The 18,886-nt window shown below is 42.0% G+C and carries 19 protein-coding genes and 1 pseudogene; 14 read left to right on the top strand and 6 right to left on the bottom strand.

Annotated features, from left to right (window positions below; all coding sequences use genetic code 11):
• Window positions 1-150: 150 nt before the first annotated feature.
• The 5 genes and pseudogenes from JUI58_RS23450 to JUI58_RS23430 all read right to left on the bottom strand — a co-directional run bounded on the left by JUI58_RS23450 (window position 151) and on the right by JUI58_RS23430 (window position 2,995).
• Window positions 151-501, bottom strand: coding sequence for a hypothetical protein (locus JUI58_RS23450; protein WP_204106273.1), 351 nt, complete (start codon window positions 499-501; stop codon window positions 151-153).
• A 3-nt stretch (window positions 502-504) separates the two neighbouring features.
• The gene (locus JUI58_RS23445; RefSeq protein ID WP_204106272.1) at window positions 505-858 is read right to left on the bottom strand and encodes a papain fold toxin domain-containing protein; all 354 of its coding nucleotides are present in this window, start codon (window positions 856-858) and stop codon (window positions 505-507) included.
• A 56-nt stretch (window positions 859-914) separates the two neighbouring features.
• Window positions 915-1,100 (bottom strand): annotated as a pseudogene (locus JUI58_RS23440) (DNA methyltransferase); the annotation flags it as partial.
• A gap of 72 nt (window positions 1,101-1,172) precedes the next feature.
• Complete coding sequence (gene tsaE, locus JUI58_RS23435; RefSeq protein WP_204106270.1) at window positions 1,173-1,601, bottom strand: tRNA (adenosine(37)-N6)-threonylcarbamoyltransferase complex ATPase subunit type 1 TsaE; 429 nt, start codon at window positions 1,599-1,601, stop codon at window positions 1,173-1,175.
• A complete protein-coding gene (locus JUI58_RS23430; RefSeq protein ID WP_204106269.1) occupies window positions 1,598-2,995 on the bottom strand; it encodes a gluconeogenesis factor YvcK family protein in 1,398 nt (465 codons plus the stop codon). The genes tsaE and JUI58_RS23430 overlap by 4 nt, the downstream gene beginning before the upstream one ends.
• 102 nt (window positions 2,996-3,097) lie before the next feature.
• Here JUI58_RS23430 and ruvC point away from each other — a divergent pair, with 102 nt between their 5' ends.
• The 4 genes from ruvC to JUI58_RS23410 all read left to right on the top strand — a co-directional run bounded on the left by ruvC (window position 3,098) and on the right by JUI58_RS23410 (window position 5,275).
• A complete protein-coding gene (gene ruvC, locus JUI58_RS23425) occupies window positions 3,098-3,625 on the top strand; it encodes a crossover junction endodeoxyribonuclease RuvC (protein ID WP_239121673.1) in 528 nt (175 codons plus the stop codon).
• 67 nt (window positions 3,626-3,692) lie between these two features.
• Complete coding sequence (locus JUI58_RS23420; RefSeq protein ID WP_204106268.1) at window positions 3,693-4,406, top strand: pentapeptide repeat-containing protein; 714 nt, start codon at window positions 3,693-3,695, stop codon at window positions 4,404-4,406.
• Between the two features lie 151 nt (window positions 4,407-4,557).
• Entirely contained in the window at window positions 4,558-4,845 is a 288-nt protein-coding gene (locus JUI58_RS23415; RefSeq protein WP_204106267.1) for a PqqD family protein, read from the top strand.
• Between the two features lies 1 nt (window position 4,846).
• Window positions 4,847-5,275, top strand: coding sequence for a lasso peptide biosynthesis B2 protein (locus JUI58_RS23410; RefSeq protein ID WP_204106266.1), 429 nt, complete (start codon window positions 4,847-4,849; stop codon window positions 5,273-5,275).
• Here JUI58_RS23410 and JUI58_RS23405 read toward each other — a convergent pair whose 3' ends face one another.
• The gene (locus tag JUI58_RS23405) at window positions 5,276-6,151 is read right to left on the bottom strand and encodes a WYL domain-containing protein (protein WP_204106265.1); all 876 of its coding nucleotides are present in this window, start codon (window positions 6,149-6,151) and stop codon (window positions 5,276-5,278) included.
• Window positions 6,152-6,618: 467 nt separating this feature from the next.
• On the opposite strand from JUI58_RS23405, the gene cas3 reads away from it, so the two are divergent.
• The 10 genes from cas3 to cas2 all read left to right on the top strand — a co-directional run bounded on the left by cas3 (window position 6,619) and on the right by cas2 (window position 18,761).
• Window positions 6,619-8,826, top strand: a complete 2,208-nt coding sequence (cas3, locus tag JUI58_RS23400; RefSeq protein WP_204106264.1) for a type I-D CRISPR-associated helicase Cas3' — start codon at window positions 6,619-6,621, stop codon at window positions 8,824-8,826.
• 61 nt (window positions 8,827-8,887) lie between these two features.
• Window positions 8,888-9,907, top strand: a complete 1,020-nt coding sequence (locus tag JUI58_RS23395) for a PDDEXK nuclease domain-containing protein (protein WP_204106263.1) — start codon at window positions 8,888-8,890, stop codon at window positions 9,905-9,907.
• Between the two features lie 50 nt (window positions 9,908-9,957).
• A complete protein-coding gene (gene cas10d, locus JUI58_RS23390) occupies window positions 9,958-13,431 on the top strand; it encodes a type I-D CRISPR-associated protein Cas10d/Csc3 (protein ID WP_204106262.1) in 3,474 nt (1,157 codons plus the stop codon).
• Between the two features lie 157 nt (window positions 13,432-13,588).
• Window positions 13,589-14,596, top strand: coding sequence for a type I-D CRISPR-associated protein Cas7/Csc2 (gene cas7d / locus JUI58_RS23385; protein ID WP_204106261.1), 1,008 nt, complete (start codon window positions 13,589-13,591; stop codon window positions 14,594-14,596).
• A 336-nt stretch (window positions 14,597-14,932) separates the two neighbouring features.
• Window positions 14,933-15,688, top strand: coding sequence for a type I-D CRISPR-associated protein Cas5/Csc1 (gene cas5d, locus JUI58_RS23380; protein WP_204106260.1), 756 nt, complete (start codon window positions 14,933-14,935; stop codon window positions 15,686-15,688).
• Between the two features lie 88 nt (window positions 15,689-15,776).
• Window positions 15,777-16,028, top strand: a complete 252-nt coding sequence (locus JUI58_RS23375; protein WP_204106259.1) for a hypothetical protein — start codon at window positions 15,777-15,779, stop codon at window positions 16,026-16,028.
• An 8-nt stretch (window positions 16,029-16,036) separates the two neighbouring features.
• On the top strand, window positions 16,037-16,870 hold the full coding sequence (cas6, locus tag JUI58_RS23370) for a CRISPR-associated endoribonuclease Cas6 (protein ID WP_204106258.1): 834 nt from the start codon (window positions 16,037-16,039) through the stop codon (window positions 16,868-16,870).
• Between the two features lie 14 nt (window positions 16,871-16,884).
• Window positions 16,885-17,469 (top strand): CRISPR-associated protein Cas4, encoded by a 585-nt coding sequence (gene cas4 / locus JUI58_RS23365; RefSeq protein WP_204106257.1) that lies wholly within the window; start codon window positions 16,885-16,887, stop codon window positions 17,467-17,469.
• Window positions 17,470-17,472: 3 nt separating this feature from the next.
• Window positions 17,473-18,477 carry a type I-D CRISPR-associated endonuclease Cas1d gene (cas1d, locus tag JUI58_RS23360; protein ID WP_204106256.1) on the top strand — a complete coding sequence of 335 codons (1,005 nt, stop codon included), beginning with the start codon at window positions 17,473-17,475 and terminating at the stop codon, window positions 18,475-18,477.
• Between the two features lie 11 nt (window positions 18,478-18,488).
• Window positions 18,489-18,761 (top strand): CRISPR-associated endonuclease Cas2, encoded by a 273-nt coding sequence (gene cas2 / locus JUI58_RS23355; protein ID WP_204106255.1) that lies wholly within the window; start codon window positions 18,489-18,491, stop codon window positions 18,759-18,761.
• Window positions 18,762-18,886 lie beyond the last annotated feature (125 nt).

Genomic DNA, 18,886 nt, shown 5'->3' with positions numbered 1-18,886 from the left:
AATTTGACTTAATTGTATGGCGATCGCCCAAATAAATCCATATCACGATCCCAAACTAAGATAACATCCCCTCCAACTCATCCAAATCTGCTCTAATCTCATCCTCGATCGCCTTCAACTGCCCCAAAATCACCTTGAGTAATTTGTATTTCATCTCAAAACCTCCTCAACTACATTCAAACCCCCTTCTTGTTGTTCAGATCGCCCCAGAAACTCATCCAACAAGCCAAAAAAGCGATGGAATCCCGATCGCTCATCCGCACAAGATAACATAATCAACTTTGCCCAACTGGCTGCGCTTTGTACCCCAAAATGCTCCTGCAACCAAGGCTGAAACCCATCAAAAAATAGTAACTCATCCTCATCTAATTCTACCCCCATTTGCGACCTTGCAAACTCATAACCATTCAAAAACATAAACAGATCGCTCACTGAAGGACGACCTAAAAACATCCCCGGCGCTTCCTGTATTTGCTGAAGCACTGTATATAAATTAGACATGATTCAATCTCCCAAAGAATCCAACTCATCTATAATAAACTGGCCGCTGCGACAACTAAAATCCGCCAGCCAATCATCTCGGGTTAAACCCTCCCCTGATAAATTATCAAAAATCAAATCAAACACCGCTACCCCATAATGCGTTCCATTTTCTGTAATTGTATCATTCATTCCATACCGTTGACTGACAATAAAATAATCACTTCTTCGCTTCGTCTTCAACCTAACGATCTTATAAGGAATCTTCTGTGTTTTCAACCAATTACAAACCGCAATAGCACAGCGATCGCACTCCATCACTGGATAATTTACAGTAATCTTTTTAACTTCTTGCCAAACAAAATGTTTATTTATCAATAATTTTTTGAACCCTATCCCATCAACCAATAATCTTTAATGTTATAGAAATTAAGTCAATCAAACAGCATCCCCTCCAACTCATCCAAATCTGCTCTAATTTCATCCTCGATCGCCTTCAACCGCCCCAAAATCACCCTCGGCGGCTCATATTCCACCTCCTCATATTCAATCTCCTTATAGCGATTAATCGAGAGATCGTAACCATTCCCCACAATCTCCTCCTTGGGTACAAAAAACGCCTTATCCTTGCGATCGGTATCCTTCAGCAGATCACTCTCCTCCCACCGTCGCAAAATATCGGGAATATCATATCAAATAATATTGGTCCGAACTTGTCTGGCGCGATCGCCCACAAATTCGAGATAAATTTCTAAATAGGTGGGGGGTTTATAGGGTAAGCGTTGCGGCCATTCAATCGCCACTATCCCAGGAGTGACTTCGATTCCTTCCCAATAAATTTCTGGGGTAATGCCCCGCACATCCAAAGGTTCTAAACGATACAAATCTAGATGATAAAGGGGTAAACGTCCCTCTAAATATTCATTAATTAACGTAAAAGTCGGGCTGACAATGGGATCGCAAATCCCCAAACCTTCGCCTAACCCTTGCACCAAGGTTGTTTTACCTGCTCCCAAATCTCCAAATAGGAGAATTGTTGTATTGACGGGTAGCGATCGCCCCAACTCTCGCCCTAATTCTAAAGTTTCCTCTGCATTCTCTAATTGTGCCTTTTCAATCATGATTGTTGAAACTTAAACCCATGAGTCTTTTCGTACCAGCGTAATAAAACTTTAGCAAGACGTTGATGATCGTGGCGCACGTATCCCGTTTCGCGATCTTCGTCCATAATATTAGCAAGAACAATCCGTCGTCCTAATTGAGTCACCGCTTCGCGATCGAGGAAAACTGGATGGGAATTATCTTGAGCATAACGGATCAGAGATTGGGCTGAAGGATAACTCCCTTGCACGATAACCGCATCAAATAAGCGGCGATCGCCAACACGATCGATCGCCCGAATGTGATCCGATACGGTATAGCCATTAGTTTCCCCAGGTTGAGTCATAATATTGCAAACATAAATGCGAGGGACCTTCTTTTTGGCGATCGCGTCGCGGATGTCAGGAACGAGCAAATTAGGGATAACACTGGTGTAAAGACTCCCCGGCCCCATAATAATAAAATCCGCCTCTTTAATGGCTTTAATGACCGCAGGGAGGGCAGGAGGGTTGGCAGGGAGACAACCCAACCTCACGATTTTCCCTTCCGCTTTGGGAATGTTAGATTCCCCCTCAATGCGCCGTCCATCCTCTAATTCTGCCCATAGGCGCACATCGGCGAGGGTCGCGGGCAGTACACTCCCCTTAACGGCTAAAACCTTGGAACTGGCGGCGATCGCCGTCTCCAAGTCTCCGGTAATTTCGCTCATAGCTGTGAGAAATAAGTTCCCAAAACTATGCCCAGATAAACCATCCCCCGCATTAAAACGATATTGAAACAACTCCGTCAGTAATTTTTCTTCGGCTGCGAGGGCTGCGACACAGTTGCGAATATCCCCAGGAGGAAGCACGCCAATTTCTCGGCGCAATCGTCCCGAGGAGCCGCCATCGTCCGCAACGGTGACAATAGCGGTAATATTAGCACTATACTCCTTTAATCCTCTCAATAGGGTAGAAAGACCAGTTCCACCGCCAATGGCAACGATTTTCGGTCCCCGATTCAAGCGGCGATGGGCAGTGAGGACATCGATCAACTCTTCATCGCTTTCCGGTTTGAGGACTCCAGCAATAGAGCCAAAACTGCGGCTTTGTCCCCAAAAAACAAGGAAAAGCCCCAAGGCGATCGCCAGGGGGCCAGAAATATAACTGGGAAGAATGCGGGCGATCCTCTCTAAAATATCCGAAGCAAACCCCATTAAACGGTAAATGGGGGTCAGTCCTACCCAAATGGCCAAACCCAAAACAGCACAGAGAATTCCTGTTGTACTGATCAACAACCAACGTTTGATCAGCAAACCGGGAGCCAGCCATTTAAACCAGTGATTCATGCGCTTGGGAGTCCTTCGACTGACCGTCGCAAAACTCGGTTTTTCCATTTTTAGGGAGCGTAGGGCTTGTTCTATTAGACCAACCATAACGATATTTGGTTTTTGTAATCGGTTATTTATTAAGTAAAGTCGAGGGCGGATTTTAGCAACTCCGACGAGCGATCGCTAGGAATCCAAGAATAAAAGATAATGGTAGAAGAAAAAGAAAGAAAGGGGCAAACTTTGGACGCAAAACCAATACGAATTTTAGGGATCGATCCAGGTTTGGCAAGTTTGGGGTTTGGGGCGATCGCTTGTCCTGTGGGGATGAAGGAGGCCACAATCGAGTTACTCGATTGTGGCATTATCGAAACGCAAGCAAAAACACCCTTTGGAGAACGACTCTGTACGATCTACGATGACCTACAGGAGTTGATCCGGGAAGTTCAACCGGATTTGGTGTCCATTGAAAAATTATTCTTTTATCGTATGGGCAATACCATTGCTGTAGCGCAAGCGAGGGGGGTAGTGATGTTAGTATTGGCTCAAGCTGAGTTACCTTATGTGGAATTTACTCCAGGTCAGGTAAAACAGTCTTTAACTGGATATGGCAATGCCGACAAACAGGAGATCAAGGAAGCTGTAGCGCGAGAGTTAAACTTGGAGTCTTTACCCCAACCCGACGATGCAGCAGATGCGATCGCCGTAGCGCTGACGGCTTGGTTTCATGGGGATTGATGTATTGAAAACCTATTCCTGCTATCATTTTGGTTGACTTGCACCCCCACCCATTCAACAAAGAAATATGGCTGACAATACTGGAGATATCGAAAGATTACTCGAAACGAAGAAATGCCAAGGCGGAGACTTGATTCACGCCAATTTGAGCAATTTTGACCTCAGTGGCGCTGACCTCAGTGGTGCTAATTTGTACTGTGCGAATCTTAGCGGGGCGAATCTTAGCGGGGCTAACCTCAGTGGTGCCGATCTGAGTTATGCCAATTTCGTTAATGCCGATCTCACCCGAGCTAATATTAGGGGCGCGGATGCCAAAGGCATTAACTTATTTGATGCTAATCTCAACGGGACGGTTTTAAGTGCTTCTGATTTGACTTTTGCCACTTTAGTTAATGCTACTTTGAGCGAGGCAAATTTAAGCGCAGCTAAACTGGTTGGCGCAAATCTGATTGGGGCAAAATTTAATAGTGCTAATTTGAGCAGTGCCGATCTGGGCGGAGCGAACTTAAGTACGGCGAATCTTATCTCGGCTAAACTCTTGAGTGCCGATCTTAGTGAAGCCAAGTTAGTGCGTGCAGATCTCAGCGATGCCAATTTAATCGGAGCGAATCTAACGGATGCTAATCTTTCTAATGCTAATTTGCTCAATACCAATTTGACCAGCGCGTTGTTAGTGGGGGCTTATTTAATTGGTGCGAATTTAATTGGTACGCAGTTAGATAATGCTAAATTAGATGGCGTTATTGGTTTAACCACTGAGGGTCAATTGGTTGTAAGTTGATTTTTCAGTTGGCATTGCGATCGAGAGGGGTACATCCTGAAATCAAGGGAACGAGTTAATTCTTTCCTCCCTATATTCGTCAGTATTACCTTGACGAATTCAATTGCCGAGGTCTGAAAGCTCTTCCCCTTTTCCTCTTTTTTTCTCCTAAATGTCCGATTTAAGTCTAACTCAAAAAGTTTCTCTCTCTGAAGATGTTCTCCTCCAAGATTTGGGGGGAGAATCTGTTTTGCTCAATCTTGATAGTGAAAAGTATTTTGGCTTGAATGAAATGGGTACGAGGATGATCTCTGTTTTAAATGATGCTCCATCTATTCAAGCTGCTTATCAACTTTTATTAGTAGAATATGAGGTGGATGGGATAGAGTTAAAACAAGATTTATTAGCGTTAATTGAAAAATTAGCTGAACATGGGCTGGTTAAAGTCACTGGGTCGTAAATTGACGACATTAAAACAATTATCTTCCCGAGAGCGTTGGCTTTTTGTGGGAGGTTTTTTAGGGTTAATTTTTGTGGCGATCGCCTTACCTCGACTGGGCTTAAAAAGCACCCAAAAGATTTTAATTAAATTACCTCAGACTCGTTACACTGTTTCTGATTCAGAACGTGAAAAACAGGTTACTCAAACTGCTGCAATGGTGAAAATTGCCGCTCGCTATTGCCAACCCTTTGCCAATTGTTTAAAGCAATCTTTGATTTTATGGCAATTACTCTATTTACAGAGAATTGAGAGTGAATTAAGAATTGGAGTAAGATGCGATCGCGGTGAATTTGAGGCTCATGCTTGGGTAGAATATCAAGGAATCGCTTTAAATGAAGTTCGAGAAGTGCGCGAAGATTTCGCTACTTTCGATCGCGCAATTCGTTGATTAAGAATTAGCAATGGTTAAACCATATTGATCGCACATTTTTCTCAGGTTAGTCTTCAAGCGATCGCGAATTTCATCGGGAGCAACAATTTCACAATTTTTACCATAGCGCATTACCTCCCGCACCAACCAAAAAGGATTGGTGGTTTTTCTGACTACTTTGCGAATTTTGTTGTTCTCGTCTAATTCATTAATGATATCTTCCTCCATATCTTTCTCCTTGGCTTCGTAAGCACTAACCATGCTTCCAAAAAAGTGTAAGTGAACTTTAACCGTGCCTAACCCTTCTGCACGCCAACTTCCATTGGCACGAAGGATGTTCAAAATACGATCCAGACGAAAACAGCGATTGTGCTGGAGTTCAAGAATAGGTTCATTTTCATTAATTTCTTCGCACCATGCTTCCAGATAAAAGCGCTTTTCAAAAAATTGGATGCTACCAAAATGCACGTTAAATTCTTCTTGTTCTTCTTGACTATTACAGTAAATCAGATGAAAGGGTTCCTCGCGCTCAATGTGCATATCCACCACCCTGCGCCATGCCTCAGTTTCGTGTGTTATTGTTTGCAGCAGATTTTGGCGCATTGGTGCTTCCAATTGCCCGCGATCGAGGAGTAATTCGATCGCGGTTTTCGCTTCATTCATTTGACCCGCATCGGTTAGGACTTTAACAGCGCGATCGAGGGCGTGAATTTGCGCGGGACTGAAAGCGAAGGGCTTACCCGTTGCAACTTCTCCTCGGGCGATCGCCACCAATAATCCCGAAATGCTGGGATTTTCGCCCCAAAATATTTTCTCGCGACGGGCAACTTCTTCGAGTTGGGTTTTCGTACCGGGAGGAATGGAGAGTGTCAGTGTTTCTTTTTTCCTTTTCATCAATTAACCCTTGCATTTTTTTCTGAGGTGTGCCATAGTAATTATTGTAAAGGTTTTTCGCCGATCACAGCATATCTATATCTGTAGATTGGCATTTTATCTCAATTTGCAAAGGAGGATTGCGATCGTGGCTGATCTAGATTTATTGGAGGAAGCGATCACGTGAAGCTCAAACAAAAAGCCAGAGACTAGCTCTGGCTCTCAAACCCTCATAGGGATTAGCAAAAAAGTGTAATCAGCATTTGGATTGCAGCACTATTTCAATTCCTCGTTTCAATTCCTCGAAGGCATTATTTTTCTACTCTCTAGGATAAGACATGGCTGGTCTGGTTGGCAATGCACTCTCAATACTATGAGGTTATTGATAATGAAAGAAAGTCTTCCCGATCGCCTGCTTCCTAAACTGGACACGCAAGAGAGGCGATCGTAAAAGTTTCATCTCGACCATTAAGAGTTTATTTAAGGTAATGTACACAATCACACTAAAACCTATTTATTCTTGTCCAGCTTCAGATATTCCAGAAGATGTCAAATTACCGGATGGATGGACATTAGCTTGGCATCAGAAGGAAACATTAGAGGCAATCCGAGATCCCAATATTGAGGTTATTTTTAACACCGCAATGACAGGAGATGGGAAGAGTTTAGCTGCTTATCTCGAAACACTACTGACTGATTTTTATGCAATTGGATTGTATCCAACGAATGAACTTGCGCGAGATCAGGAAGGGCAAATTACAGCTTATATTAAGATATTTCAACCTAAAGGTAAGCCAAGAGTTAATCGTTTGAGTAGTGCAGAATTAGAACTTTATGCAGAGCAAGAGAATTTAAAAAAAGCTAATGCGATCGCAACACGCATAAGCCAATCGGAAATTATAATTACTAACCCAGATATGTTTCATTATTTGCATCGGGGTGCATATTTAATTCCTAAATTGGACAATCCCGATAAACTTTGGAATAGTCTCGATAAAGATTTTGATTTATTTATTTTTGATGAGTTTCATGTTTTTTCTGCACCGCAGATTGCCAGTGTTCTCAATACAATGATGTTAATTCGACGCACCAATCGCCAGAAGAAATTTTTATTTCTGTCTGCAACTCCGGATACTCAATTATTAGACAAGTTGAATAAAGCTGGTTTTAACTATCACTGTATTGATCCAGTTGCAGAAGGAAAATATGAATTTCCTGAAACGAGCGATCGCGCTGAAGAATTAAGATCGCAAGGATGGCGACAGGTTGCGAGAGAAATTGAACTTTCTTTCATTCCTTTAGAGTCTGCTTTTGCTGCTTCGGAAAACTGGCTTAAGGAAAATAAAACCTTAGTTTTACAACAGTTTAAAGTTCATCCTAATACAAAGGGAGCGGTAATTCTCAATTCAATTGCTGCCATTAAACGCCTCCTACCCATTTTCCGAGAACTCTTGGAACCGCATGGGTTAACCGTGGGAGAAAATACGGGATTGTCGGGAAGTCAAGAAAAAGCGCGATCGCTAAATAGTGACTTAGTTTTGGGGACAAGTACGATTGATGTGGGTGTGGATTTTAAGATTAATTTCTTGATTTTTGAATCCTCAGATACGGGAAACTTTATTCAGCGTTTGGGGCGTTTAGGTCGTCACGATGGTTATGAAAAAGATGGCGAAATGGTTCGTTTTGAAAACTTTGTTGCCTATGGGTTAGTGCCTAAGTTTTTAGTCGAACGATTGTTTCCACAAGAATTTTCTGAACAAGAACCTACAAAAAATCTAAATAAACAGACTTTAGAAACGGAAAAGCATTACGATCGCATCTATTTCAATCAGGTGATCGCAGATAATTATCGTAAAATTAATGACTTTTCTGGCTATTACAAACGCTGGGGAATTGTACAGTCAACTAAATTATGGAACGATCTGAGAAAACCTAGGTTAAAAAGTCAATATGCTGGCAGTCAAGAGAAGTTTCAAAAAGATTGTGAGAAAGTCTTTGAAAGTAGTATAAAACGGGCTGTAGGCTGTGTAATAAAATGGGGTAGAGAATGGGAAAAATTATCGGGTAAAAAGGGGAATCCTATTTTTGATGATGCGTCGAGTTTTCGGGGATCGAGTCCGTTGCAGTGCGGACTATACGACATTACCGAGGAATATGAAGGCGATCGCTTCAAAACTTACGATTTACCTGGAATTCTCAGTAATTTGGAGATTAAAATGCAGACAGAAGCAGGATTTATGCGATCGCTTGCTGATACCTCCAAACGACTTGATCGACCCATTCCCAAAGGACGTTTTCGCCACTGTTTGGCATTTATGACTTTAAAAAGATACCGTGAGGAGCGATTAAATTGGAAGTTTACTTATTCGGGTAATTTACAACCCATTGCAGATACTTGGAAAGTGCAAGTATTAACAGGAATAGAAATTTGGCAACCCGAGAATTTCTGGGTGAAGGAAATTAACCAAAAGTTGCGAAAACAAGGGTTGGTTTGTTATGTCCTCTCCCAACGTTGCAGAGAAGTGCGCTATCGCTTGCAATTACCCATGCACTTTTCCCTTTATCCTATTAGTGATGAAACTAGCGTACACGATGCCGATCCACCTTATTCCATTGCGATCGGTCAAGCTGCATTACTGTTGGATACCTTAGCATATCGCTTGAAAAGCAAAGGAGGTGAGGTATGGATTTGTTAAAGTGCATTGCCAAATCACGGAATATATAGATTCTCTCACAATCAAAGGTTAATCCAGAAAAATGACCAAACCAATTCCTGAGAATTATGGAGATTTACTAATGGAAGTCAAACAGCGAATTCGCTCATCTCAGTATGAAGCATTGAAAGCCGTCAATCAACAATTGATGATACTTTACTGGGATATTGGCCAATTAATCGTCGATCGCCAAGAGGAAGCCAATGGAGGTAAATCTATTGTTGAAAAATTGGCTAAAGACTTACAAATCGAATTTTCTGGAATTAGCGGGTTTTCGGTTCGCAATCTCTGGAATATGCGAAACTTTTATCTTGCATACTATCAAAATGAAAAACTGCAATCAATGGTTGCAGAAATTGGTTGGACTCACAACATCGTCATTTTAGAAAAGTGTAAAGATAACCTCAAACGAGAATTTTATATTCGCATGACCCGCAAATTTGGCTGGACAAAAAATGTTCTAATTCATCAAATTGAAAATCAAACTTATGAAAAAACTTTACTCAATCAAACGAACTTCGATCGCACCGTTTCCGAAGCTATTCAAAATCAAGCTCAACTAGCTGTAAAAGATGAATATACCTTTGATTTCTTAGAGTTAGGGGACGAACATAGCGAACGACAACTCGAACAAGCTATTCTTGCTAAAGTTGAGCCTTTCTTGCAAGAAATGGGAGGAATGTTTTCTTTTCTTGGCAGTCAATATCGTTTAGAAATTGATGAGGAAGAATACTTTATCGATCTTCTTCTCTATCATCGCTATCTCAAATGTTTGATTGCAGTAGAGTTAAAAATTGGCAAGTTTTTACCGGAATATATCGGTAAAATGCAGTTCTATTTAGCGGCTTTAGATGACCGTGTTAAATTGCCCGATGAAAATCCTTCTATTGGCATTATTCTTTGCAAATCGAAGAATAAAACCATTGTTGAGTATACCCTCAGAGATTCTAATCGTCCCATTGGTGTTTCAACCTATAAAGTTGTCTCTAATGTACCGCAAGAACTCAAAAATCAACTTCCCGATCCTGAACAAATTGCCAAATTATTAGAAGGAATTGAGTAAAAGTAACAGACCGGACAAAATCAATTACACAATCAATTTAGGAGAATGTTATGACTCGTCAGAAAAAAACTCAAAGTAATGCCAAACAATTAAATATTTTTGAATCTACACAGTTAGAGAAAGAAATGGAATTAGAATTTGAAGATATTGACCTTGATGCACTGACGGATGAAGATTTAGGATTGGATGGAGAAGATGGCGATCGCACGATTGAAACTGCTCAAGAACTCCTAACCTTAAAACTATTACGAGAAGCAATCAAAAAGAACAACTCTGACGATCCCGTGATGGCAGATTTTGCTCAATATGTCCTCCCAAACTTATTAAGAGTTGCGATCGGAGTGACCGCAAAAGGAGGTAAATTCTTTGATGAAATAGATCGCCGTCGTGCAGCAGAAGGAAAAGGAAAAGTACGTCGCGATAATGCTGGGGATCAGTCCTTAAATACTCATCTCCTCAATGGCTTATTTCCAGCCAATTTAATCGAGAAACGTTTAGAAAAACTCGATACAACCATTCGACGAGTGGTGAAAGAGTTTGAGCGAAGAATTGCGATCGCAGGATTTATTCTCCATGATTTTGAGAAATTTAATTACGATTTATTTTCTAAAATGCCTGAAAAATATAAGGTAGCTTGTCGAGATTTTAACACCGATATCCGCAGTCTTTCACCAGAGGAACATCGAGAAATTTTTGAGATTATTGTCCCTGAATTAGAACTTGATCGTTTCTTATTTCCCAATACTCCCAAACAATGGCGAGACTATCTCGACGATCTGCTTTATGTTGCTTATAATGCTCAAACTCTTAATGATACAAATCTCAATCTCTCAGAAGATGGATTAAATCCAACTTTAGGCGATCGCACTTTAAAAAGTTTAGCAAAATTAACTTGTTTAGCCGATCGCCTCGCATCTATTGTTAAACATCCCCAAGATGCGCTTCATAATAGTTTAGGAAGTGTTCTGCACGAACTTAGCAATGGTCAACTCAAGTTTACCTATCACAGTATTGCTGAAAATCGGGGTGTTTTAACCAATGTGGTCAATAATGCAGTCATGGAGGCACATACAGACCTTAACACGGACGGAAAAAGGCACTATGAACCCTTATTGTATTTGCCAACTGGAGTCATTTATTTAAGCGATCGCGATGCAATTCCCATCTCTCCTGAAGGTTTACCCGATCGCGTCGTTGCAACCATTAAAACCCTTTGTTCCAGTCAATTGAGACAGCGACAAACAGGATTTGGTCGCGATGGAAAGGGGATGAAATACGCAGATTATTACCGTCAATTTTTTGATGATCGGGACTTGATGGAAGTGGCTCTTGATGCAACATTACGAATTCTCAAACCCACGAAAACATCAGTTGCGAAAAGTCGGAGTGAAAATCTCTTGAAATTCCAACTAAAAGATGTTCTTTCTGCACAGTATGACTTTAAATTTGAAGATGATATTCGGATCGACCAACTGGCAGAATTTGGGGATGTAGTGACGCGGAAAATTTGGGGCGATCGCCTTGCTCAAATCGAAATATTACGCAAGACAAATAAGAAACTTCCTCCTCCCCCCGATCTCGATCTCGTTGCTGAAGTAACACAATTTTGGCAACTCGATATTATTGCTCCTCTTCGGCAAATTCAACGCATTAACGAACGACATAAAGAACTCAAAATTAAAGGCAATACGGGGGGTGTTCCTTATGAATGGTATTACTTGGCCGCACAATATTTAAAACAACATCCAGGTCAAGAAGATATTCGTCCCATTGCTGACAAACTAATCGAGTTTGTTAGTGGTAAAATAACAGAAGCGATCGCTCCTTACAAAGTTGCCGATGGTTGGGAAGATATGCGACAATGGGTAAAGCAAGTTGTCATGTTACCAAATCAAGAATTGGCTGAAAAAACTGATGAAAAAACTGGCCAAAAAACAGATATTTTCCTCAAAGAACTTGCCAACTATAATGCAGCCAAAAAAGATGGTCGCGGTCGTCAATTAATCTGTTCTTTGTCCCATTCTGCTTATACGGTGACAGAACAAATGGAATCAGCAGTTTTATTTACGCCCCAAGTTTATACTAATAAACAGAAATTACAGGGTTCTAATGCCAAACGAAATATTTCCAGTATTGCAGGGACGGAAATGATGCTGCGACAGATTTTAATGAATCAAACGCAAGCAGTCGGGAAACGGTTTGAAGATGGAAAATATCGCTATCTTTATTTCTACCCAACTTATTATTTCACCCCAGAAACCAACACTTTTTTACAAAAAGCGTACATCAATATCGCTCAAACTCGTTTTGATGCCAGCATTCGTAGTCATTTTGTCAGCAAAGAATTGCAAGCAGATTTTGGACGCGATCGCTATCAAACCGTCGATACTTTTCTCATGGATGAAGATTTACAAAACAAGAAAAACTTGCCCTATAATGACAAAAACAAAAAACAAGATCGCACTTTTAAACTCTCCTATCCCGAAGATAAACCTCTCACCTTTTACTTTATGGCCATGCCTCCAGGACGCGATCCAACGGATACGGAATCATGGGTTATGCCAGCATGGTTGGCTTTTGCTTTCCCCATGATTCTGGATGTTAAAACTGTCGTTTCTGAGTCTCCTATTCCTCCTTACCGAGATGGTGCAGAATTTGAAGAAACCGTGTTTCTCGACAGCGCACCGCAAGCATTTCGAGTCTTGACGGGAGGCGATCGCTTTCGCTTGGATTACATTTTGGAAGGTTGGAAAGATAGCAACGGAAAAGAGTATCCAGCACCCTTAAATGTTCTCACCGCAGCCTATTCTATTCACCTCGATGTGAATGCCAAGCGAGGCAAATCTGGTTACGATGCGAACTGGGGAAAACTATCAGAATTGGCACGAAACTTAGAAACTAGTCCTCTCTATGTTTTCCACTATCTCAACCAGTGGACGAGAGGAAAAGATGCAGATGTGCCAAGCATAAGTCGTATCAAATTGTACACTTATGATTTTTATCCTTGTTTCGATCCCTATGTTCAATTTAATTCCCATACGGAGGAACTTTCAATGACCAAAGAATCACCCTTAAATCATCCAAAACAACTAACGGATTTGTATCGCAAATTTTACCGCGCAAATCGGCGATATAATCCTAAAGCAAATGCCGTTCTCAAACCCATTGATATTGCCTCTGAAACCATCCTTAAAGCAGAATCTAGCGTTTTTTATGGCGAAACTTTAGTTGCAGTTGTAGCAGCAGAAGTTTGTAAGTTAATGGATCGCGTTCATTCTTCTACCGCAGAAGGTCGCTGGCAAATTAAAGAACGAGAACAAGAACGACAAGCTGTTTTAGACTTTGCGCGTTACTTTGTTACCGATGTTTTTGAAGGAGCATTTAAAGGCGATCGCGCTCGTTTAGCAGGTCGTCAAATTAATCTCATTCGCGATACTTGTGAATTTCTTTATCGTTTAGAACAAGATCAAGAAAATCAACAAAATAAAGCAAATGATGAGCCTTCTGAAACATCAGAAGATTGATAACTCTAATTTTTGTTAAGGAGGTATTGACAATTATGAATGTTCTCGAACAACTGCTCTCCGTATTCTCGTACAGGCTCTAATTGCTTGATCGGTTCAGATTTTGGGCAAATTTTTGCATTGCTAAAAAACAACTTTTTTGATTAGGAGAAAATTCATGGCTTTCTTAAAAACTCTCGATTCTAAATTCTTTCACACGGAAATTCCTTACAAACCAATGGGAAAATATATTCATTTTCTAACGGTGCGGGTAACGGAATCTTATCCTCTTTTTCAAACCGATGGCGAACTGAATAAGGCTCGGGTTCGTGCGGGAATTGAAGATAAAACAACCATTAGTCGCTTGTCTATGTTTAAGCGCAAGCAATCAACTCCAGAACGTTTAGTGGGTCGGGAATTGTTACGAAAATACGATCTGGTTCAACCCGATGAATGCGAATATAACGTCGCTTTTGGGATGGATAATCCTGATTGTATTATCTATGGTTTTGCGATCGGCGATTCGGGTTCGGAAAAGTCAAAAGTTGTGGTCGATACTGCTTTTTCTATCACCTCTTTTGATGAGTCCCACGAGACATTTACTCTCAATGCACCTTATGAAAATGGAACGATGGCCTCGAAAGGGGAACAAGGAAGCAAACCCGGTGAAGTGACCAGCCGAATTAATCAACAAGACCACATTCGTCCGCAAGTTTTCTTCCCTAGTATTGTCACTCTCAAAGACCCGACTGAAGCCAGTTTTCTTTACGTTTTTAATAACATTTTGCGGACTCGGCATTATGGAGCGCAAACCACTCGCACGGGACGAGTCCGAAATGAATTAATTGGTGTGGTTTTTGCTGATGGTGAAATTATTAGTAATTTGCGCTGGACCCAAGCAATTTACGATCGCATTCCTCCAGAAATTTTACAATCTATCGATCCCCTCGAGGAAGGTTTAGTGATGGAGAAAGCAACGGAAGCCATTCAAGCATTAATGCAGGAGGAATTTATCGTGCATACCGATTTTATTGGCGAATCTTTTGCTTCTCTGCTGAGTGAAGTGAAAGGTTTAACAGCAACGGAAGAAGGGATTACTTCTATTTTGCAACAAGCAGATACGGAAGCTAAAACCTATGCAGGGAAACATATTAAGAAGAAGGAAAAAACCAAAGCTAAAACCTAATTTGAGGAATGCTAACAATTAGAAATTCTAACAATTGGCAGTTCTAACAATTAGAAATTCTAACAATTAGAAATTCTAACAATTAGAAATTCTACCAAGTAACAGCTAGCGGGCAAGATGCCCGCACTACCAAAATTGTCGGATATTGTAGTGGGAGCGTCTCGCTCCCTAGCATTCTAACAATTGGCAGTTCTTAGCATTCTAACAATTGGCAGTTCTTAGCATTCTAACAATTGGCAGTTCTTAGCATTCTAACAATTGGCAGTTCTTAGCATTCTAATAACTTTGCCTAACCCATCCTACTAATGCTGAAAGTATTGTTTATTGGTCATTAAAATGACACATCTTTATCGCTGTCAAATCGAACTCCACGACAGTCTTTATTTTGCCACTCGCGAAATAGGCAGACTGTATGAAACTGAACCCATTTTGCATAATTATGCCCTCTGTTATGCTTTGGGATTGGTAGATAGCCCAATCCATGAAACAATGGTTGCGGAAGAAAATTCTTATCGCTATTTTTGCGATCGCCAAGTTCCTCAATATGCAGAACATCTAACTATTCTCAACAAACAAGGAATTTACATAACTCCCGCTCGGGCGATCGCTCATGCAACGGTTTTGCAGACATGGAAATATGCAGACAATCGCTACCATGTTGAAATGCAGAAAACCCAGAAAAATATTCCCAGTTTCGGACGCACGAAAGAAATCGCACCTGAGAGTATTTTTGAATGTTTTATCCTCTCAGAGCGATCGCTCCTCAAATCTGAACTTATTAGTAGTCGCAGCAATCAATGGCCATGGAAAATTCCTAAATGGATTCGACTGGGAAAATGGATGAGCAAAGCAGAAGTGACAATTGAAGAATTAAGGGAAGTCAAACAAAGTTCGAGAGAAATTCATTTTACCTTTCCTTATCCTCTCAATCCTCTTGATGTTATGTTTACCCATCAAGTCCTGAGTTACGATGTCATCAATATGCCTCCAGTGAGCTTAATTCGTAACGTTCATTTACGAGGAGAATATTACACTTGCGAAGCAATGAAAGAATTAAAAATTCCCGCTTGCATGGAATATCGCTTTAGTTAAATAGTCGAACATAAAGATTATTTTCTGTGTCAAGAAGTGTAAAAAGCTAGATTTCCTCCCACTCCCTATTCCCTACTCCTTTTTCACAATGACTATCGAAGAATTGGTCAAACTTTTAGAAAAATTTCCTCCGCAAACTCGCGTTGTGGTTGCAGGTTATCAAAACGGTTACAACGATATCACAAAAATCCATCGCCTTGCCTTACAGTTGAATGCCTACCAATGCTGGTCTTGCGGTACTCATGCACTGGCTGCTCCCGATCTGAGCGATCGCATTCCAGCCATTTTTCTCGGGGGCTATAACCCCCACTGTCCACAAGTTCTCGCGAGCGATCGCTAATTGCTATCATGCCTCACAGTCTCGTCCTCAACCTCGTTCCCCAAACCCCCATCTACCCCAACTTTCTCACGGGTCGCCACTACCACGCTCTCTTTCTAACTTTAGTTACTGCTGTAGATCGCGATCTCGGCGATCGCTTGCATGGCGATACAGGCAACAAAGCCTTCACTTTAAGCCCCTTTCAGATTATAGGAGATAAACCTCGTAAAAAATACGGGCAATTGCAATGTCAGCATTATCGGGCGATCGCACCTGGAACCCCCTGCTGGTGGCGGATTTCTCTGCTAGATGATACCCTTTTCGCTCGCTTAACTGCCCTTTGGCTGCAACTCGACTTCAAGAAATCGTGGCATTTAGGGTCTGCCAACTTACATCTCACTAGCATTCTTGGCACTCCCCAAACCGCTCAACCTTGGGCGAATGCAGCCTCTTATCTGCAACTTTACGAAAATGCCTCGGAACAAGAACGAGAATTTTCCTTTTACTTTGCCACTCCGACGGCATTTCGCCAAGGTTCCCAGGATACGGCCATGCCGGAAGCCGATCGCGTTTTTCAAAGCCTGTTGCGACAGTGGAACAAACGCAGTTCTATGCCCTTCTCTCACCTAACGTTTGAAGATTTATTTCCCAGTTCCTTTGATATTTGTACCGAATGTGTCGTAGACTCCCGCAGTAAATTTGTCGGCTGTAGGGGCAAGGTAACTTATCGCAGCTTTGGTAATAGTACATCGGAACACATCAAACAACTCAACACTCTCGCTGATTTTGCCCTTTATTGCGGTATCGGACGCAAGACGACAATGGGCATGGGTATGGTGCGGAGACTCGTAAATTCTCACTAAAAAACAATAATATTATGCAAGAATTGATTCCTATTGCCGCCCTCAACCAGTATGCTTATTGTCCCCATCGCTTTTGGCGGATGTTTTGTGCGGGGGAATTTGTCGATAATCAATACACCATTGAAGGAACTCACCTACACGATCGCGTTCATGCCAGTGGTGCTGAATCTCGGAGCGAAATCCAGCAAATTCGCGGGGTTTGGCTCAAGTCCGATCGCTATGGTTTGGTGGGTAAATCTGATCTAATCGAACGGGAGAGCGATCGCCTCTATCCAGTGGAATACAAGCGAGGACGAAAAGGAGAGTGGGATAATGATGCTCTACAAGTCTGCGCTCAAGCTCTCTGTTTGGAGGAGATGACAGGACACTCTATTACGGTGGGTTATGTTTACTACGCTCAAACCCACCAACGCCAGAAGGTGGAAATCGATGGGGCTTTACGAGAGGAGGCGATCGCGACCATTGGGGCGATCGGGGAACTTCTCGAAAGTGGCAAAATGCCCCAACCCTTTTATAGCAAGCGCTGTCGGGGGTGTAGTCTCTATTCGCGCTGTCTCCCCCAAGCGGCAAAAAAAGTGAAAACCTATCAGGAGGATTAAAAAATGGGAACGGTTTATGTGACACAAGAGGATGCTTTTATCGGCAAAACTGAGGAGAGGCTAACGGTCAAGGCGGACAAAAAAAAGGTTCTCGATGTGCCTTTAATTAAAGTGGAAGGAGTAGTGGCTTTAGGGCGGACTACAGTTTCTCCGGCGGTGGTGATAGAGTTGCTGGAGCGGAATATTCCCCTCAGTTTTATGAGGACGACGGGTAAATATTTAGGCAGGTTACAACCGGAAATGACCAAGAATATTTTTGTCCGCAAGGCGCAATGGGCAGCTATGGGAGAAACAGATTTAGCAGTGGGTGCAGTGCGGGGTTTTGTGCGAGGGAAGTTAAAGAACTATCGCACGGCTCTGATGACGGCGCGGCGCAAGTTTGAGGGAATGGCGGTGGATGAGGCGATCGCCCAGTTGCAACAGGCGATCGCGGCTTTGGAGAAGACTAAGGCGATCGATTCCTTGCGGGGTTATGAAGGGGCGGGAAGTGCGGCTTATTTTGGCTGTTTTAACCAATTAATTCGTGTTTCTCATTTTAGTTTTAAGACTCGTAATCGCCGTCCGCCAACAGACCCAGTGAATTCTTTATTGAGTTTGGGTTATTCTCTTTTGCGTCACGATATTCAAAGTGCGGTGAATATTGTTGGCTTTGACCCTTACTTAGGGTATTTGCACGTGGAACGTTATGGGCGACCATCACTAGCATTGGATTTAATGGAGGAGTTTCGTCCGTTGATTGTGGATGGGATGGTTTTGGGCGCAATTAATTTGCGTCAGTTATTACCGGAACATTTTGAGACAGAGCCTTTGAGCCATGCGGTTTCTTTAACACGGGAGGGATTGCAGATTTTCTTGCGTTTGTACGAACAAAAGAAACAGAGCGAGTTTAAGCATCCAGTTCTCAAGCGCAAGCATACTTATCGAGAGGCGTTTGAGATACAAGCTCGATTGTTGGCTAAGTATCTCATGGGAGAGATAGATAAGTATCCACCATTAATTATTCGCTAGGAGGAAAGTCAATGTTTGTTACGATTTGTTATGATATTTCAGAGGATAAGCGCCGCACGAAGATTCACGCCATTCTTAAGTCTTATGGACAGTGGGTGCAGTATAGTGTGTTTGAGTGCGATTTGACGAAGGCGCAATATGCTAAGTTGCGGGGTCGTTTAAGTAAGTATCTGAAGATGGAGGAGGATTGCATTCGTTTCTATTTTCTTTGTGGTTGCTGTCAGGGTAAGGTGGAGCGAATTGGTGGGGATCCGCCTTTGGATTCGACGGTGTTCTTTGTCTGATTAAGGATCGATTTTCTGAATCGGCAATTTTTGCGGATACCGGGGGGTGTCATTTTGGACTTCGGATTTTAACAGGGGTCAAATTCAGTTCTAGTCTGGGTTTGACCCTATTTTTGTGCGTCAGG

It is taken from the genome of Spirulina sp. CCY15215, from assembly GCF_016888125.1.
In the GTDB taxonomy this organism is placed as follows: domain Bacteria; phylum Cyanobacteriota; class Cyanobacteriia; order Cyanobacteriales; family Spirulinaceae; genus CCY15215.
Note: the sequence above shows the minus strand (reverse complement) of the source record. Positions and strands in the feature narration are given on the sequence as shown.

Bases quoted from the DNA above. Each gene is read 5' to 3' on its own strand.
- tsaE (WP_204106270.1), bottom strand. From the start codon at position 1,601: ATGATTGAAAAGGCACAATTAGAGAATGCAGAGGAAACTTTAGAATTA.
- JUI58_RS23395 (WP_204106263.1), top strand. From the start codon at position 8,888: ATGACCAAACCAATTCCTGAGAATTATGGAGATTTACTAATGGAAGTC.
- JUI58_RS23405 (WP_204106265.1), bottom strand. From the start codon at position 6,151: ATGAAAAGGAAAAAAGAAACACTGACACTCTCCATTCCTCCCGGTACG.
- JUI58_RS23430 (WP_204106269.1), bottom strand. From the start codon at position 2,995: ATGGTTGGTCTAATAGAACAAGCCCTACGCTCCCTAAAAATGGAAAAA.
- cas6 (WP_204106258.1), top strand. From the start codon at position 16,037: ATGCCTCACAGTCTCGTCCTCAACCTCGTTCCCCAAACCCCCATCTAC.
- cas7d (WP_204106261.1), top strand. From the start codon at position 13,589: ATGGCTTTCTTAAAAACTCTCGATTCTAAATTCTTTCACACGGAAATT.
- cas10d (WP_204106262.1), top strand. From the start codon at position 9,958: ATGACTCGTCAGAAAAAAACTCAAAGTAATGCCAAACAATTAAATATT.
- JUI58_RS23415 (WP_204106267.1), top strand. From the start codon at position 4,558: ATGTCCGATTTAAGTCTAACTCAAAAAGTTTCTCTCTCTGAAGATGTT.
- cas3 (WP_204106264.1), top strand. From the start codon at position 6,619: ATGTACACAATCACACTAAAACCTATTTATTCTTGTCCAGCTTCAGAT.
- cas5d (WP_204106260.1), top strand. From the start codon at position 14,933: ATGACACATCTTTATCGCTGTCAAATCGAACTCCACGACAGTCTTTAT.
- cas1d (WP_204106256.1), top strand. From the start codon at position 17,473: ATGGGAACGGTTTATGTGACACAAGAGGATGCTTTTATCGGCAAAACT.
- cas4 (WP_204106257.1), top strand. From the start codon at position 16,885: ATGCAAGAATTGATTCCTATTGCCGCCCTCAACCAGTATGCTTATTGT.
- JUI58_RS23375 (WP_204106259.1), top strand. From the start codon at position 15,777: ATGACTATCGAAGAATTGGTCAAACTTTTAGAAAAATTTCCTCCGCAA.
- JUI58_RS23450 (WP_204106273.1), bottom strand. From the start codon at position 501: ATGTCTAATTTATATACAGTGCTTCAGCAAATACAGGAAGCGCCGGGG.
- JUI58_RS23420 (WP_204106268.1), top strand. From the start codon at position 3,693: ATGGCTGACAATACTGGAGATATCGAAAGATTACTCGAAACGAAGAAA.
- ruvC (WP_239121673.1), top strand. From the start codon at position 3,098: ATGGTAGAAGAAAAAGAAAGAAAGGGGCAAACTTTGGACGCAAAACCA.
- cas2 (WP_204106255.1), top strand. From the start codon at position 18,489: ATGTTTGTTACGATTTGTTATGATATTTCAGAGGATAAGCGCCGCACG.